The sequence below is a fragment of the Rhodopirellula sp. J20-39 genome (genome assembly GCF_057365095.1).
The window spans coordinates 796608-814411 of the sequence record NZ_CP195123.1 but is presented as its reverse complement, the minus strand read 5'-3'; the positions used below and the strand labels follow the sequence as shown (position 1 = coordinate 814411).

General features: G+C 54.9%; 11 protein-coding genes. 7 read left to right on the top strand and 4 right to left on the bottom strand.

The window, feature by feature from the left end; all coding sequences use genetic code 11:
• The first annotated feature begins 45 nt into the window (after window positions 1–45).
• Genes ACR3ZL_RS02675 through ACR3ZL_RS02665 form a run of 3 tightly spaced genes read left to right on the top strand, consistent with a single transcriptional unit; the run spans window position 46 to window position 3691 of the window.
• Complete coding sequence (locus tag ACR3ZL_RS02675) at window positions 46–1659, top strand: phytoene desaturase family protein (protein ID WP_486173193.1); 1614 nt, start codon at window positions 46–48, stop codon at window positions 1657–1659.
• Window positions 1656–2486 (top strand): lysophospholipid acyltransferase family protein, encoded by an 831-nt coding sequence (locus tag ACR3ZL_RS02670; protein ID WP_473649426.1) that lies wholly within the window; start codon window positions 1656–1658, stop codon window positions 2484–2486. The genes ACR3ZL_RS02675 and ACR3ZL_RS02670 overlap by 4 nt, the downstream gene beginning before the upstream one ends.
• On the top strand, window positions 2483–3691 hold the full coding sequence (locus ACR3ZL_RS02665) for a glycosyltransferase family 2 protein (protein ID WP_473649427.1): 1209 nt from the start codon (window positions 2483–2485) through the stop codon (window positions 3689–3691). Before ACR3ZL_RS02670 ends, ACR3ZL_RS02665 begins: the two co-directional genes overlap by 4 nt.
• Before the next feature lie 32 nt (window positions 3692–3723).
• Here ACR3ZL_RS02665 and ACR3ZL_RS02660 read toward each other — a convergent pair whose 3' ends face one another.
• A complete protein-coding gene (locus ACR3ZL_RS02660; protein ID WP_473649428.1) occupies window positions 3724–3951 on the bottom strand; it encodes a hypothetical protein in 228 nt (75 codons plus the stop codon).
• A gap of 590 nt (window positions 3952–4541) precedes the next feature.
• Between ACR3ZL_RS02660 and ACR3ZL_RS02655 the strand changes: the two genes are divergently transcribed.
• From ACR3ZL_RS02655 to ACR3ZL_RS02645, 3 genes are read left to right on the top strand one after another with little or no spacing between them, the layout of a single operon-like run.
• A complete protein-coding gene (locus ACR3ZL_RS02655; RefSeq protein WP_486173192.1) occupies window positions 4542–7778 on the top strand; it encodes a DUF2309 domain-containing protein in 3237 nt (1078 codons plus the stop codon).
• Entirely contained in the window at window positions 7775–9169 is a 1395-nt protein-coding gene (locus tag ACR3ZL_RS02650; protein ID WP_473649430.1) for a proton-conducting transporter transmembrane domain-containing protein, read from the top strand. Before ACR3ZL_RS02655 ends, ACR3ZL_RS02650 begins: the two co-directional genes overlap by 4 nt.
• Before the next feature lie 3 nt (window positions 9170–9172).
• Window positions 9173–10606, top strand: a complete 1434-nt coding sequence (locus ACR3ZL_RS02645) for a proton-conducting transporter transmembrane domain-containing protein (protein ID WP_473649431.1) — start codon at window positions 9173–9175, stop codon at window positions 10604–10606.
• A gap of 113 nt (window positions 10607–10719) precedes the next feature.
• Here the strand turns inward: ACR3ZL_RS02645 and ACR3ZL_RS02640 are convergent, their stop codons facing one another.
• Window positions 10720–13536 (bottom strand): hypothetical protein, encoded by a 2817-nt coding sequence (locus tag ACR3ZL_RS02640; protein ID WP_473649432.1) that lies wholly within the window; start codon window positions 13534–13536, stop codon window positions 10720–10722.
• 307 nt (window positions 13537–13843) lie between these two features.
• Here ACR3ZL_RS02640 and argH point away from each other — a divergent pair, with 307 nt between their 5' ends.
• Window positions 13844–15232, top strand: coding sequence for an argininosuccinate lyase (gene argH, locus ACR3ZL_RS02635; RefSeq protein ID WP_473649433.1), 1389 nt, complete (start codon window positions 13844–13846; stop codon window positions 15230–15232).
• Window positions 15233–15503: 271 nt separating this feature from the next.
• Here argH and ACR3ZL_RS02630 read toward each other — a convergent pair whose 3' ends face one another.
• Entirely contained in the window at window positions 15504–16184 is a 681-nt protein-coding gene (locus ACR3ZL_RS02630; protein ID WP_486173191.1) for a response regulator transcription factor, read from the bottom strand.
• A gap of 206 nt (window positions 16185–16390) precedes the next feature.
• On the bottom strand, window positions 16391–17671 hold the full coding sequence (fabF, locus tag ACR3ZL_RS02625; protein ID WP_473649435.1) for a beta-ketoacyl-ACP synthase II: 1281 nt from the start codon (window positions 17669–17671) through the stop codon (window positions 16391–16393).
• Window positions 17672–17804: the final 133 nt, after the last annotated feature.

Genomic DNA, 17804 nt, shown 5'->3' with positions numbered 1-17804 from the left:
TGCGACGTGCCACGATCAACCCTTTTGCTCAGATATCGAATTGTCATGACTGCAACTGAATCCATTTCCCAACCAACTCGTCCTGGATCCTCGTCGACGAAGCATGTTGTCGTCGTTGGTGGCGGCTTGGCGGGGCTTTCATCGGCTTGCGTGTTGGCCGCTCGTGGACATCGGGTCACGTTATGTGACAAGAACGACTGGGTTGGTGGGAAGGCCGCCGTACTAACAACGGAAGGCTATCGCTTCGACATGGGTCCAACGATCCTTACGCTGCCCAGCGTTCTGCGTCGAGTGTTTGCCGAAGCGGACCGGAACATGGACGACTACCTCACGTTGCTTCCGCTGGATCCGCAGTGGCGTTGTTTCTTTGAAGGCAGTCCGAAAAACGGCACCCCCGAAAACACGGTGCTGGACTTAGTCGCGAACGTCGACGCGATGAAACAACATCTACGTGACTTCACCGGTGGTGAGGCGACGTCGGCAGGTTATGAAAAGTTCATTGAGGTCAGCAAACAACTACACGGCGTCTCGGATCGTTTCTTTTTTTGGCGTTCGATTGGCGGCTTAGCCGACACGATGGAAGTTGGCGGCGCCTTTTCCGCAGCGGTTCTGAAGGACGTGATGTCGCTTCGCATGGGTCGCAGTGTGGCATCGGTTGTGCGTTCACACGTACCCGAACACCGCGTTTCGCAAATGATGGATCACTTCACCCAGTATGTTGGTTCATCACCCTATGCATCGCCAGCAGTCTTGTGCGGGATCGCGCACATGCAAACCGAAGAAGGGATTTGGTATCCGCTAGGAGGCACCCGGGCGGTCCCCGAGGCATTGTCGCGTTTAGCGGACGAACTGGGCGTCGAGATTCGTACCGGCACCGATATTCTTCGCATTGAAACGGCTGGCGGCGCGGTATCGGCTGTAACAACGGCGACCGGTGAAACAATCGCCTGTGACGCCGTCGTCAGCAACAGCGATGCGGTCCGGACTTATCGAGAATTGCTTGAGGGAACCGATGCTTCCGAGTCCTTTGAGAAGAAAAACCACTACGAAGCCGCGTGCAGCGGCGTGGTTTTGTACCTCGGACTGAATCGACGCTATGAGCAATTGTTGCATCACAACTTTATCTTCTCACAGGATCCTGAAGAAGAATTCGATTACATCTACAAAAAGGGCCAACCCGCGCCCGACCCGACCGCTTACGTTTGCGCCCCTACGATCAGTGAACCAGATGTTGCACCAGCGGGCGGCGAGGCTCTCTACATTTTGGTGCACACCCCGTATTTGCGAGCGGGACATGACTGGAAAGCGATGCTTCCCGATTATCGCAACGTCATTCTGGACAAGCTGGAACGAACCGCGGGAATGGAAGGCATTCGCGATGCAATTGTGACCGAGGACTCATTAACGCCCGAGGGCATTCATAACCGTTATCGGGTTCTCAACGGTGCGATCTATGGCTTGGCCAGTCATGGCAAGTTCCTCGGTGCATTCAAACCGGGCAACCGCCGGAAGGATGTCCGTGGGCTGTACTTGGCGGGTGGTGCGGCGCACCCGGGGCCTGGGATGCCCATGGTGTTAATGAGTGGCTGGATTGCGGCGGACGTCTTGGATCAGGACGCGCGCGAAGGCAAACTCGCGACAGCCGGATCAACTGCGTGACCCGACCGACCGCCGAACCGACTGTTGGGCTTCCTGCAGCGTGGTTTCAAAACGGGTTCCTACGTTTCCTGGAGTCCTATTTGAAACGGCATTTCCACGCAATTGCCATCGAAAAGTCCTCGCTTGAAGGCATCCAAACGCTTCAAAACGATCCTACCGTCCCTTTGATTGTTTACTGCAATCATCCGTCATGGTGGGATCCCTTGCTGGCGCACTTCATCAACCATCGGATCCTGGCACCTCGTCAGCTCTATGCTCCCATCGATGCGGCAGCACTCGAACAATACAAGGTTTTTAAGAAGCTGGGGTTCTTTGGAGTGGAAATGAACTCGACCCGGGGAGCAGCTTCGTTTTTAAAGACAACGAAGACACTCTTCGAGCGACCCAACAGCGCATTGTGGTTGACGCCCGAAGGCCGGTTTGCAGACGTACGCGACCACGCGGCGGAATTGATGCCAGGCTTACCGCACCTTTGCTCCAAAACGGATTCCGGCTTCGTGTTACCGATGTCGCTCGAATATGTTTTCTGGGAAGAACGCCTACCGGAATGTTTGATCCGATTCGGACAGGTTGTGTCGCTGGCCGAGCATACAAAACAAACCAAATCCGAATGGGCCGCTGAACTGAGTAAACGATTGCGTGATACTCAAACATCATTGGCCGAACTGGTGAAGGCGAGATCAGCAGAGCCCTTTGAAAACCTGTTGCGTGGGAAGCAAGGTGCAAGCGGGTTGTACGACTGGTCGCGACGCGTACGGTCGTGGGTTACTGGCAAACAATTCCATGCCGCTCATGGTGACAAATTCGCTGAAAAGGCTGACCGATGAACGATTCGATCGACGTCGTGATGTACGCAGTCTTGCCCTTACTCTCACTTGTGCTGTCTACACTCGCAGCCGGAATGTTCCTAGCAAACCTATCACTCTTTCGGAACGGGAAACGCTCAGCCATCGCGTTCGATGGCGATCAAGCCCCAACGGTCTCGGTACTGATTCCCGCTCGCAATGAAGCCGCTGGAATTGAACGAGCTGTCGAGTCCGTACTGGATAATCGAGACATCCGTTTGGAAGTGATTGTTCTTGATGATGGTTCAACGGATGGAACGGGGGCGATTGTTCAACGCCTAGGTCAGCGGGATGATCGAGTTCGTCTGATCAAAGGAATCAACTTGCCCGATGGCTGGAACGGTAAACAACACGCTTGTTTTCGACTTGCAGAAGAAGCTCAACACAAATACTTGCTGTTCTTGGATGCCGACGTTCGCTTGAGCCAGGACGCGATTTCGCAACTGATCCAACGAAAGCGAACCACGCTCGATATTGGCGATGGAAAGACAATCGGCACGTCACTACTTAGCGCGTTTCCCAAACAAGAAACGGGTACGCTATTAGAAAAGATGCTGATCCCGATGATGCATTTCATCTTGTTGTGCTACCTGCCGTTCTCGCGGATGCGAGCCAGCACGCATGCATCCTACGCCTCCGGTTGCGGCCAATTGTTCTTGACCGACCGCGAGTCGTATCAGCTAGCCGGCACTCACCAAGCGATTCAAGGCAGTCGACACGATGGATTGCAATTGCCGAAGGTATACAGGCAACACGGCTTGATGACCGATTGCATCGATGGGACGGAACTCGCGACCTGCCGGATGTATCACAATGCAGGCGAAGTCGTCGCTGGCTTGCTCAAGAATGCGAGCGAGGGCATTGCGAACAAAAGGCTGTTGTTGCCCTTCACGTTTCTATTGGGCGGTGCCCACTTGCTGCCCTGGGTCACGCTAATTCACGCGGCCCTCAACGGGAACGACGACATCGCCAATTTCTGGCTGGGATTCGCGATTGTCACTAGCTTGGTCTCAATCGCGATCGGGTACATCCCTCGCGTAACCGCAGCAACCGCCTTCCAGCAAAGCTGGCTTGGTGCAGCATTGCACCCTTTCGCCGTACTGGTTTTCCTGGTCTTGCAGTGGTGGGCAGGATGGAACCAACTGCGAGGCAAAAAGACCGCTTGGCGCGGTCGCACGAGTTCCTAATTACTCAATCACCGACCTTCACCAAATCAGCTCTATCGGTTCAAGCTAGTACCGCGTGCGGCACTGATCTTCATCGCCGCGAAGGTCCCAGCAAGCACGACGGCCACCACCAAAACGACAGGGACGATGTGATCCGGTTCCGTCAGGTAATGCCAGACCGGGTTGCTCGTTGTCATGGTCGAGTGAGAATGTCCCTCGTGAGCCAAAACGGGGCTAGCGTGGAGCATCAACGGGGTGAAGAGGGCGATTTTTCGTAGCATGAGGGCGCTCGGCTTGGCAATGCGTCAAAGAAGGCTGAAATGTTCGTCGCTAGGGTAGTCGATGCAGAGATGCTCGCCCAGATTATCGGCGGTGAAATCACGCGACGAACGCGTAGATTGGCCTCACGAGCCGTTTCATGCAAGTGCTTGCATGGCCTGCAATTCTTTGCACTGAAAGTAGGCACCCGTGCCTACTTTTAAGAAGCGGTCTGCCAGATCGAAAAGGATTGGCTGCAATATTTTTCAGTGATTTGCCGGGCAACAACAGCACAAGATGCTTGATCCGTGCCGCCGGGGTGGAATCTGACGTCACAATGCCGGCTAAGTTTCTCGCGTTGGCACAGCCCGTGCATTACGTTCGGCCCTTGCCTTCATTCGAGCCCTGATTGCAGAGGTCGACTGCATCTCAGTCCTGGACGTACGTTCGCCTGAGACACGCTTTTGGCATCACAAAATGCCCTTAGCTGCCCAGCAGACTTTCACCGCCCAACTGGCTTCGGCGAGACCAGAAAGTATGCGAGCGACATTACGCTCGCAAAGCATCTGGTGTCCGACACACGCTGAAATCGAACCACCCCGGAGCTCTCTCGATGCCACACGCGGCCGCTGATATCGACTCGAATGCCAAGTCGAATCCCACATCACTCCAGGCGGAAGCAACAACAAACCAACCCGGCACACCGCCACTGACCGCGGAGCGGAAAAGCGAGATCGAGCACGCGATCGAACATGCCAAGCACTATTTGCCGGCCCAGGGTCCCATCTCCATTTTCGTTCACCACAACACACTTCATGCTTTTGAAGACCTGCCTTTCGACGAGGCCGTTGTGGAAGGCGGTCGCCAATATGAGTGCGAAGCCTACCTTAGCGAAGATCGCTATCTCGATGAACTTCACCGCGGTCGCATCTCGATCGAGGATCTTCGAGAGGTCTTGATGGACGACCTAGGCGACGACGCAGATAAGTTGGTCGCCACCTTCGGAACTCGTTACACGTTGCGACTCGCAATGTTGCAGATGACGATCCATCAGGTCCCCGACGCCGAATTGCAGTGGCTACTCGCTGAATCGGATGTTCTCAAACAGTTTCGCAGTGAACTGTCAACGCAGCGTCGAGAAACCATGATAGGTCAAACCCGCCGCTGGGTCTTACGCCATCGCTATAGCCCAGATGGCGAGGCTTCGCCAAGTGATCAAACGCGTCAATCGGCGACCTCAGCATTGCCGGATTTTGTGCGGTCTCTGACCAACGCAGTCCCGCCTCGGCGTATGGACAAATGGTCCGATGCAAATTGGGAAACCTTCACTCTCCAGTTGCTATGGTCGGTATGTCGCCACGGGGTTGAAATGGCAGTTCCGGCTAGCGAACTCAATCAACATGCCCTGAACCTTCGCGACCAGCTACTCGCTGCGACGGGTGAGGACATTGATTCCAAAGTAAATGAGGTGCTCATCCGATTTTGCGGCAGCTATTTGGATCAAGGTTTTGCCGATTGGGCGCTGCCTGAACGCGAACAGGGATTTGCCAAGTCTTTTGCGAGTTTGTTTGGCGGTGCCATGACAGTCAAACCAAGTTGGTTGACTGGCATCCGGCAAGACCTACGCAAGATCACCGATGGTGACTTCGACGCGATGGCCTCGATCGCAGAGTCACTTGAGGCATTGGGTGAAGACCAAACGGATGATGCGGTTTCGCGTGCTTTAATGGGCCTACGCGGCTGGACGGGCATGATCTGGCAAATGGAATCCGCGACGCCGTTTTTGCCCAACCCGATCCCCGATGGTTCGCTGCTGGAATACTTGGCGATCCGCTTGATCCTGTTGCGTTATGCCGCGGCGGATTTGGGAAAACGCCACTACGGAACTCGCGATCTGGACCAGATTCGCTGCCACGCAAAGGCTCGCGGAACAACTCGGACGGGACGGTCCATCGACGAACGCAGCTACACCATCTTTCAGCTTGCCCAAGTTGGCGGGTGGACTCCCGAACAACTCGCGGCCATGTCGGCCGAACAGTGGCGTTGTCTGATTGAAGAGATTGAATCGTTCGGATCAATGCCACGTCGCCGAATCTTGCATGCCGCCTACGAACGACACTACGCGGTTTCGGCGCTCGATGCGATTTCGCACCATGCCAAGCGAAGTCACGATGCACTTGTTCGTAAACCGACAAAGCCAGCCTATGCTGCGATCTTTTGCATCGACGATCGCGAAGAGTCTTTTCGACGGCATCTGGAAGAAGTCGATCCCGAATGCGAGACGGCGTCCGCGGCCGGATTTTATGCGGTTGCAATGTACTACCAGGGTGCGGACCACGCCCACTATCGACCACTGTGTCCCGCCATCGTGACGCCGCAACACTACGTCCGCGAGGATCCACTTTTCTCGGCGGCTGATGAAAGTGAAAAGCGTGCCATCCGTCGTCGCTGGATAGGCTGGTTTGCACACCAAGTCCATGCCGGTTCGCGGACTATGATCGGCGGCTGGGTCACTGGCATCTTCGGTGCATTTGCGACCTTTCCGATGGTGGCACGAATCTTGGCTCCCCGTCTGACATCCCAAATTCGTTCCGCGACCGCAGTGTTTGTACGGCCTCCAGCGACCGAACTGCTAATCGAACGAACCTCAGAATCCCCAGGTTCCGACCCTGAATCACTCGGCTATAGCTTGGATGAAATGGCCGCGATCGTCGTGCGAATCTTGCAAGATGTCGGCATGGTCAAAGACTTACCACCGATTGTGATCTTCTTTGGCCACGGCAGTGGGTCGCTGAACAATCCGCATGAATCCGCCTACAACTGCGGGGCATGTAGCGGTGGTCGTGGCGGCCCGAACGCTCGAGCTTTTGCGATGATGGCGAACGATCCCCGCGTGCGACGACTGACGTCAAAATTGGGTTTAGAGATTCCCGATGAAGTTCGATTCCTGGGTGCTTATCACAACACGTGCAATGACGCCGTCGACTATTACGACGTCGACTTACTGCCGCGTTCCCACCGCCCTCTGTTCCGCCGCATGGAAGCGAGTGTCAATGAAACCCGACGTCGAAACGCCCACGAACGGGCTCGTCGTTTCGAATCTGCACCACTGGATCTGACACCAACCGAAGCACTCGAACACGTCGAAGAACGTGCTGAAGACCTGTCCCAAGCTCGACCTGAATACAACCACGCAACGAACGCATTGGTCACCGTTGGTCGCCGCGAATGGACCCGCGGACTATTCATGGATCGACGAGCCTTTCTCACCGAATATGACCCCAACGTGGATGATGACGAGTGCAGTGTACTGACACGAATCCTGCAGGCCGCAATTCCAGTTTGCGCCGGCATCAGCTTGGAATACTACTTTTCATCGGTGGACGTCGAGGGCTACGGATGCGGTTCGAAACTACCCCACAATATCGTTTCGTTAGTCGGCGTCATGACCGGGGCCGCAAGTGATTTGCGACCTGGATTGTCGCAACAAATGATTGAAATCCACGAGCCGATGCGAATATTGTTCGTGATCGAAACGACCCCAGCGAAGCTGGACCGGATCGTTGAGCAGAACCCCGGAATTGCAAAACTGGTCAAGGGAAATTGGGTCCAGATCGCGGTGATCGACCCTGAATCAGCAACCATCCTGCGTTACGTCGACGGACGATACGTACCGCATCATGTGGAATCCAAAACCCTACCGACGGTCGCAAATTCAAGTGAGTGGTACCGCGGGCAACGCGGCCATCTAGGCTTTGCCTCCATCGTCCCCAGTGCCACTGATACTTCTCACCAAAAGCCCACCGAGACAAACCCAACCATGCCTGAAACAGAAAACTCACTTTCATGATCGACATCAATACCCTTTTTGAGGTGCTCGGCACAACGGTCGTCGTCAGTCCGCTACTGCTGTTGACGGTGCTTGGAGTTTCAGCGTTGGTAAATCGCCCGCTAAGCGAGAGCATCATTTCCAGTTTGACGCGAGCCTCGGTGCTTCTATCTTTGCTGCCTGCCGTTGGCATACTGCTAATTATGCTGTGGACGGGGATTCGCAACGTCCCAATCGAATTTGGCAATTGGGTAACAATCCCCGAGCAACACTTTCACTTCCATTTGAAGTTTCTATTCGACCGATTGAGCATCCCGTTCCTGATGCTTTCTTGCGTGCTGTGCGGGGTGGTTGGTGAGTTCACTCGCCGGTACTTGCATCGTGAAGAAGGCTACGGCCGCTTCTTCCTGTTCTATGCCATGTTCTTTTCCGGCATGGTGCTGTCATCTTTAGCAGGCACAATCGAAACTCTATTCGTCGGCTGGGAAATGGTCGGCCTTTCGTCGGCGTTGCTAGTCGCATACTTCCATGAACGCGAAAATCCGGTCCGCAACGGACAGCGAGTCTGGTCGATCTATCGCCTCTCCGATGCGGCGTTACTAATTGCCGCAATCACGATGCACCACATGGTTGGCGAAGGAGATTTCGGCGGGTTGATGAACTCTGGAATCTGGCCCGACGGTACCGCGGCGGTCACGTCGTCGCAGGCCCTGGTCGTCGGCATATTGCTATTGATAGGTGCGGCCGGTAAGTCAGCATTGTTTCCGTTCAGCGGATGGTTACCTCGAGCGATGGAAGGCCCTACTCCCTCCAGCGCGATTTTCTACGGTGCTTTGTCGGTGCACCTGGGTGCGTACCTACTATTACGGCTCAGTCCACTGTTAGAAGCATCGCTGATACTTCAAGGGATCGTAATATCCTTGGGTATCGTGTCGGCTGGATGCGGGGCGATCATGTCACGGGTTCAAAACGACGTGAAAGTGTCACTGGCGTACGCGTCTTTAACGCAAGTTGGAATCATCGTCGCGGAAATTGGATTCGGCTTTCGATACCTAGCATTAATTCACATCATGGGGCACGCTTCTTTGCGGACGATGCAGCTCTTGCGAGCTCCCACGTTGTTGAAGGACTACAACGACTTGGAGAACAAAATGGGTTCGCGTCTGGTTCACGAGGCTTGGGCGGGCGCTAAGTTCTTACCGCCCAGCGTCCAGCGATGGTGCTACCGGTTCGGCTTCGATCGTGGGTTCATGGACACCGCCTTGGACAAGTGGGGCGCGATCCCGTTTGTCAATTTGTTCGTTTGTTTTGATCGCATTGAACGAAACATAACGGACTGGATATCGCACGAACCTTCTCGAGAATCCGAGCAAATCGAGTCGCACCCCGAAGATCTATCAAAGGTGGCCTAACGCATGTCCGAACTGCATTTTCCTTGGATTGAGCTTTCAATCCTTGTACCGCTCTTGGGCGCGATCTGGTTGCAACTGATCGGTAGCAGCGAGAACACACTGAAACATGCGATTGTTTTCTGTTCGATCACACTGGGTTTGACGCTGGTCGAACTGGTCGATTTTGTATCGATGGGTGCATTTGAAGCCCATGATCATTGGCCATTCGTAGACTGGATCTTCCCACCGGATGTTTTCGTAGTCGACGAACTGAGTGCATTCCAGTTGCCGCTCGCCGCGTTGATTTTCCTGGTCACCGTCATGTCGACGTTACGCACCAAAGCACCGCGTTTCTCGTTAAAACTGGCTCTCATTTCGGAAACACTGGTACTCGCAACTTTCAGTTGCCGGGCTTCATGGGCATTGATCGCATTGCTGATCTGCTCGACCGTTCCACCGTATCTGGAACTGAAGGCAAGAGGCCGTTGCACAAGAATCTACGCGATCCACATGTCGGTCTTTTCAGGGTTGCTGATCGCCGGGTACGCGTGGCTAACATTGGCAAACGCGTCAGGACAATCCGTTTTGATTCCAGGAGGGTTACTAACGGTCGCAGCGTTACTACGAAGCGGTATCTTCCCGCTGCATCTCTGGATGACGGACCTATTCGAAAAGGCAACTTTCGGAACTGCGATCCTCTTCACGACTCCATTGGTGGGTGCTTATGCGGTAATGCGATTGGTGATTCCAATCGCACCTTCTTGGGCGTTGCAAAGCATTGCCATCCTATCGCTGACAACGGCGGTCTACGCCGGAGCGATGGCATTGGTGCAAAAGGAAGCTCGCCGAATGTTCTGTTTCTTGTTCCTTAGCCAGGCCTCTCTGGTTTTGGTCGGCCTTGAGCTGGTTACTCCGATCGGGCTGACCGGCGCCTTGTGCTTGTGGCTGTCCGTCGGCATGTCGTTAACTGGCTTCGGTCTGACACTGCGATGCATCGAAGCCAGGATATCGCGCGTGTCGCTGGCCGATTTTCATGGTTTGTATCAACAGATGCCGATGTTCGCAGGCTTCTTTCTGCTAACCGGACTCGGTGCGATTGGCTTTCCGGCAACGATCGGATTCGTTGGAATGGAACTTCTCATCGAAGGCGCGGTGGAGGTCTATCCGCTCGTGGGAACGCTCGTCGTGATTGCAGCAGCGATGTGCGGCATTGCAGTTCTGATGGCGTACTTTCGCATCTTCACGGGGCACAAACATCGGACGCTGGTTCCAATGCACGCACGGACGACCGAGCGGATTGCCATTTTGGTTCTGACAGTCCTGATTCTTGGCGGCGGGCTCTATCCTCAACCGGGCGTTGCATCGCGATACCATGCCGCCAAAGAATTGACGTTCCAACGAGCAAAGAACTTCCCCGACGAAAATCAACCTCTAGAAGTCGAACATGAAAAACCGTAGCGATTGTTCAATGTGGCTCGGTTGAGTTCGCATGCCGGCTAATTCACGTTCCGGACCCAAGATACGCCAGCTACAGAATACTGGCGAAGTAGATTTGCTGAAAAAATCAGCCATCAATCTTGTCGGGCCACTTCCACCTCAATATCCGCAATCAAACGATTGGGGTATTGGGTGAGCGTGGCATCGAGACCGCGGAACCACTGCAAGATTGGTGCTTGATAGCCCGCTGGCCGAAGTGTCGTTGGTTCAGGCGTGGCGTGCCCCCAAGCGGTACTGCACCATTGATTAGCGGGGGACAACTCGTAGCGACCGCCTAAGGGACACTGCATATCGCCGCCGAGAATCTGTGCGGTTTCAGGCAATGCAACATCAGCGTCAACCCGCAACTGTGAATTCAGCAGTTGCAAAAACTCCGCTCCGGCTGTGCTAGCTTTGGCGGCACGTTCGTAGAGCAATTCGTTGACATAACCTTCAAGTTGGCTGCCATCGAGATTGCCAATGTGCGCACGCACTTGCACGCTGTCGTCAACTTCAGTCGCCGCAAGTTCTGGCAAGGTCGCCGTCAGCAAATCATGCTGAAACGACAACACACTGAAACCACCACCGGTGAAACGATAGACACCACCCAGCAAACGGCTCATCCCCGGTCCGACGGGTTGCCCACGTCCCAATCCCAATGGCAAGCGATCCAGCACACCGGGTTGTGGGTACGCGCCTAAATAGCCAGGCAGAGTCTTTAACGCTCGATAACCGTTGAGAATGCCGTCAAAGCTTTCTGGCCTAGGCGGAGTGGAATCTTTAATCGCAGCGAAGAGGTGCGTCGGCGGGCCTAGTTGATCCGAAGCCACGTGAGCTTGAAGGGCAACAATGTCATCAGGACTGAACCGAATTGCGACCTGGGTTGGTGGCCCCAACTGTTCGGCCCAAGATCCGTAGTTCTCCGGTTGCCATGGAGCAATCTCTGCATGAATTGCCAAACGCTCGCGACGTTCCATCGTCCCATCGGCACGCACGTTAGACTCAACTGGCTGTCTCTGGACGCCAACGAAGATCGGATCGAAGCTGCGGAATTGTTCTTCGTAGGCGGATGCGATCTCGGTATACCAACTCGATTCCGACGCCGTCACGCGATCGATTGGACTATCGGGAATGGGCAGAAAAGTTCCGCGGGCCCCACGCCGAGTATCCAGTACCCGGTCGCCAACAGCGACGACGCCCGAGCCATCGGCACGACGACCAAAATTAACCGGTAAGAAGCCTGCATTTACCAGATCCTGAATTTCTTCCAGCGGTGGTTGCTCACCCGATGTCATCGAAGCAGCAGCTAAGCGTGCAAGATGGACCAAGGCAATGTCCGCCTCGGATTGCATCCGTCGTCGCAACTCAATCAGATATTGCGGCGACAGAAGCCCCTGCAGCATTCCTGGCGAGAAGTAGGCAAAGATCGTGTCGTCCCGATCCAACGGCATCCAGTGGCGAGCTGAACGAAAAGCATCCGTCTTAGCCAATGATTCGCCGGTTTGTCCCACTTCCAAAAAACGATCCGCGATCTGCCGGCTGTTTGTCACGCAGATGAAATCGTCATGCTCGACCAAAAATGAACGGATTGAATTATCGGTTGAGCGCAACAGCGAGGCTTGACCGTGTTCCAGATCCACGTTTTTCAGCGTGATCGTATCCGAATGGGTCGCAAGGGTTTGCCGATCGTTGTTCAAACTTGTCCGCAACAGGAACGCATTGTTGGAATGAAACACGACTCCCATTGCCGCTCCGTCCTGCATGAACAGGTCTCGGCCAATCAATGCTTGATCAACGATGATCGTGGGACCTAATACACGACCCATTGCGGTCATTTGAATGCCGAGTTGACGCTGCAACCGAGCGGCACCATCGTTGGACAAGCCGCTGAGGGTAATCATTCTTGAGACATCACCGCCGTATTCCTCGGTGAGATCTTGGAACCACAAATAGTTTTCGAACTTCCCATAACGGATGTAGAAACATTCCGGCGGCACCTGATCGGCCAGCGGCTCAATTTCCGGCTCTGGCGCATCGACCGGCAACCCTGACCTAGCGTTCGCTTGCCAATTGATCGCTGCGGGAAGCGGCATGGCGGTCACGTTGGAAGCAGCCTCCGCAAGTGATAAATCTGGATCGCTACCGATGGCTGCGGCCGCAAAAACGGCATCGGATACCTTTGCCGCCCCACCAATCCACTGCAACGTCATCATCAACGGGTCCTCTTCTGGCCCCTCATCTCCCTTGCCGTACCAATTAGGAAGCGGAAGATTTAGACGAGCAGACAACATGGCGACCAAATAGGTTTGGATCCAAGGCGGCGTGTCCATCCGCTCGATCTGCCGTTTGGATTGGTCGGTGAACTCACCCCACCAACGATCCAGCCACTGAGTATGTAATTCCGGAACACGAAGTGGCGTCAGCGCGTAAGTTCCTCGGTCAATGCCGCGATCGGTCAATTGGACTTCGAGCGGTGCTTCGCCTTCAAACAAAAACATCACTCGTCGGGCGTAAGTTTCGGTTTCATCGTTGGCACCCGAAATTTCTCGAATCAGGTTCCCCACCCGTCCCAACAATCGTCCTCGCCCCAGGGGCGGAAGTGGCTGTTCGGAGGGTCGTTTACCCACACCCTTTTGAAGATTTTCACTAATCGCGAAACGCACGCGGTCATTGGAAGCGACCTCCAAGGGCGGCAAACCATCACCCAAAACCGGCATCTGCAAAGGCAGTTCGATCACTGCAACGCCAAACGGGTAATCCGGCGAAGTCACGGCGATACTCGGCGAACCGCCCATACCGGGAAGCTGGGCGGGCGTCGCTTGAGCAGATGCAATTGCAGGCAGAATTACAGTTACGGCGAACGCCAGCGACAAGCTCGCGACGGAAAACGGAAAGCAACGACGGTCAGACATACAAGGGACATTCAAAAAGGAGTGAAATCGGCCCGGTTTTCAGACAAAGCGGTTTGAGCCATCTTATTCGCACGTAAACTTGGTCTTCGTCGCGACTAAGACTTCAGGATCAGCCAACGGCCAGGATCTACAATGGCTGCTGGGAGTTAATCCCAGCGTCTTTGGCACCTGCCATTCTTGGAACCCAGCTACCGGGTACCCAGCTATCGGCGGGATCCGAGGCTTCCGCCAAAACGGCTAATCCTAAAATCAAGCCGCGATCAAGCAAGCTCTTCCATTTCGACTTCCTTCCGTCCGAAAGTCAACCGTGGCCAGTCCTTCTCGCAGTGGCGTATTCGCCGAAGCAACCGACCAACGACTCGAAGCTTATGCCGAAAGCATTAGTTTTGATTCGCGATTGTATGAACAGGACATTCGAGGTTCGATTGCCCACGCTGATATGCTGCGTACCGTCGGGCTACTGACGGACAAGGAATTCAAGCAAATCTGCGACGAGCTGGAAAAGATTCGCGGCCAACTGGAACGCGGCGAACTGCCTATGCGGTTCGAACTGGAGGACATCCACATGCACGTCGAGCAGGCGTTGATCGACGCAACGGGCGATGTGGGCCGAAAACTACACACCGCTCGCAGCCGTAATGACCAGGTCAGTACCGACGTGCGAATGTGGATCCGTGAATCGCTGGATCATATCGACGGGTTACTGGTCGCTCTGCAGCGGGCATTCCTGAGCCGCTGCGAAGCCGATTTCGATATCATTTTGCCGGCCTACACCCACCTACAGCGGGCTCAACCCGTCTTGGCCCCCCACTATTGGTTGGCCTATATCGAGAAGTTCGAGCGAGATCGCGGCCGAGTTGCCGATTGCCGACGCCGAGTCAACCAAAGCCCACTGGGAATCGCCGCTGTCGCAGGCACCACGCTCCCGATCGACCGTCAACAAACCGCAAAAGCTCTGGGCTTTGATGGGATCACCGCAAACAGCCTGGACACCAGCAGCGACCGGGACTTCGTCTTAGAATCTTCGTTCGTCCTATCGATGATCGCGTCGCACCTAAGCGGTTGGGCGGAGGAATGGATCCTGTGGAGCACGGTAGAATTCGACTTCATCCAAATCCCACAGCAGTTCTGCACCGGCAGCAGTATCATGCCGCAAAAGGTCAACCCGGACACGCTCGAACTAACGCGAGGCAAGTCAGCACGGGTGATGGGCAGCCTGCAAACATTGATGTTGCTGGTCAAGAATTTGCCATTGGCTTACAACCGCGACCTACAAGAAGACAAGCCGCCCTTGTTCGATTCGTTCGATACCACGCGGGCAATGCTTGAATTGGCCGCGCCCATCGTCGCTGGCGCCACTCTTAAACGCGAGTCGATTTCCGCCAGAATCGAGAAGGGCTATCTCGACGCAACCACGCTGATGGAATGGATGATTCGCAAAGGAATGCCCCAGCGAACAGCCCACCACTTAGTTGGCGCGATTGTCGGCGAAGCAATGAAACGGGGTTTACCGCTGGCCGAACTGCCCGTTGAAACACTGGCCGAACTGAGCGACGGCAAGATCGACGCCAGCATCAAAGAAGTGCTGGGCACTAAGAATGCTGTCGCGGCATTCCAAAGCGAAGGATCCACCGCGCCAGAACGAGTGCGAGAGCAAATCGACATCTGGACTCAACGACTGCAAAGCGATGTTTAGCAGTCAACGCACGGCCTTCAGCCTATCAACGCTTGCGATCCGAATGCCTGGACGCAAGCGATTGACGGCTTGTGAAATCGTCCAAACTTGCCGTCTTGCACCTTGGGCACTGACACCAAGCGTTGAGTCCATCTAACGATCGGTTTGACCGCGATGGACTGGGTAACGCGTCGCTCCACGCAACGCTAAGCAAAAAGAATACGCCTAAGCAAACAGACTCGTTGCCTCGTCCATTACCCGTTCTTGCAAACGTGGTGACGCGATCGCGGCCTTAGGCTTCTGGGTTTTCAGGACGCTTGTCCAGATCCACTTCCGCAGCAAGCAGCATCTTGTAGAGATCGACTTCATTGTCGATTCCCAACTTCAAGAAGATACTACTGCGGTGCTTTGATGCCGTTTGGACACTGATCTTCAGTTCCTGCGCAATTCCCTTCAACGGCATCCCGTTGGCCAGCAACAGCACAACTTCGTTTTCTCGTCGCGAGATTTTCTCAAGCAACAAACGTGTGTCCCGACGAACTTCAAATCGGAAACGCTCTCGCTGATTCAAGCGGATCGCTTTCTCGACCGAATCGATAAACTGGATCGAGTCGAACCCCTTTTCGATAAAATCGAAGACACCTTGCTGGAAAGCCGCTCGGCAGTTCTCCGCGTCGCCGTGGCCCGTCACCAAGATGACCGGGATCATCAGGTCACGTCGTGCCAGTTCGGCCTGCAGTTCCAAACCACTGATCTGCGGCATGCGAAGATCGGCGACGAGACAACCGACGGAGTCCTGCTCCAATCTAGCCAACAACGCGTTGGGTTCATCGAAGACTTCCGTTTTCAAACCGGCCTGCCGGCACCAACGTTGCATCAGATCAAGTTCGACCTCATGGTCGTCGATCAAATAGACGGTCGGCTCGGGGACCGAATCGGCATCCATTGCTGGATTGGACGATGATGCTTCCATAGTCATAGCTTGGCTGGTCGCTGGGAACAAAAAAACACACAGATGAGACTATAAAGCTTAACTATCCCACCCCCGGTTTGCCAACTGACCGACCGCATTGTCGACGCAATTTGGATTCTCTGTGCACCGAGGTGCTCACACGGACGTATTCCCGCCCGCGAATCCCGTTCATTTGCGACCTTCCTGTCGGATTCGACAAGCCTCCGCTAGATGCGGGCCAGCACGACGCAGGCGTTGTGCCCGCCGAAACCGAAACTGTTGCTCATCGCGACATCGACCTTCTGCTCGCGAGCCTTCAGTGGTACGTAATCCAGGTCGCATTCTGGGTCAGGATTGTCCAAGTTGATCGTTGGTGCAATGACCCCGGTTTCGATGGTTTTGCAAAGGATAACTGCTTCGATCCCACCGCTAGCACCTAGCGAGTGACCGAGGGCACCCTTCGTGCTGCTAATCGCGACGTCCTTGGCTCTATCGCCCAGAACGGCCTTGATCGCACGGGTTTCCGCCTTATCGCCCAACGGTGTGCTGGTTCCGTGTGCGTTGATGTAATCGATATCCTCCACACCGCGACCTGAGTCTGCGATCGCTAGCCGCATCGCCTCGGCAGCCCCGTTGCCTTCCGGATCGGGAGCGGTGATATGCCCAGCATCGCTGGTGGTGCCGTAGCCTAAAACCTCGGCGTAAATTTTCGCACCGCGAGCTTTGGCTTGTTCCAATTCTTCAAAAATCAGAAGCCCGGCACCCTCAGCCAAGACAAATCCATCACGTCCGACATCAAAAGGACGGCTCGCTTTAGTGGGCTCGTCGTTACGCGTGGACAGCGCCTTCATGTTTTGGAAAGCGGCTAAGCCCATCCGCGTGATCGCCGCTTCGGTACCGCCGGTGATGACCAAATCCGTTTCGCCAGTACGAATACTTCGTACCGCATCGCCCATCGCGTTGGTCGCACTTGCACACGCCGTAGCAACCGCAAAGTTAGGTCCCTTCAGTCCGTAGCGGATCGACAGCGTGCCACCGGCAGCGTTGACCATCATCTTCGGAACCGTGAAGGGGCTGACTCGATCGGGCCCCTTGTTAAGCATTCGTTCGATCTGGTCTTCAATTTCATTCAGACCACCGATACCGGATCCAAGAATCACGCCACATCGCATTGGGTCGACAGTTGAAAAATCGATTCCGCTATCGATCACTGCTTGGGTACCAGCGTGAACGGCAAACTGCGTGAACCGATCCAGACGTTTCGCTTCTTTAGGCTCAACATGCTCGGTCACATCAAAGCCGGGGATGTCGCCGCCAAAATGAACCTTGTATCGCTCCGTATCCATGATCGACAGTTCATGGATACCGCTTTCACCGGCCGTCAACCGACTCCAGAATGACTCAACATCACATGCGAGTGAAGTCACGACACCAACGCCAGTAATCACGACACGACGTTCTGATTCGTGAGGACGCGAGACGTTTGTTTGTTCAGTGGAAGCGGTCATGAGTGAGTCGTTCGATGTGCGTTAAATCTAAAGTGATGTGGGGATTCTAAAAGGCAACCCGAAGCGTCAGCGAGACGATCGCACATGATCCTCGCTGTCGCATCGGGTTGCCGAAGGGGCGCATCGTGTCGGT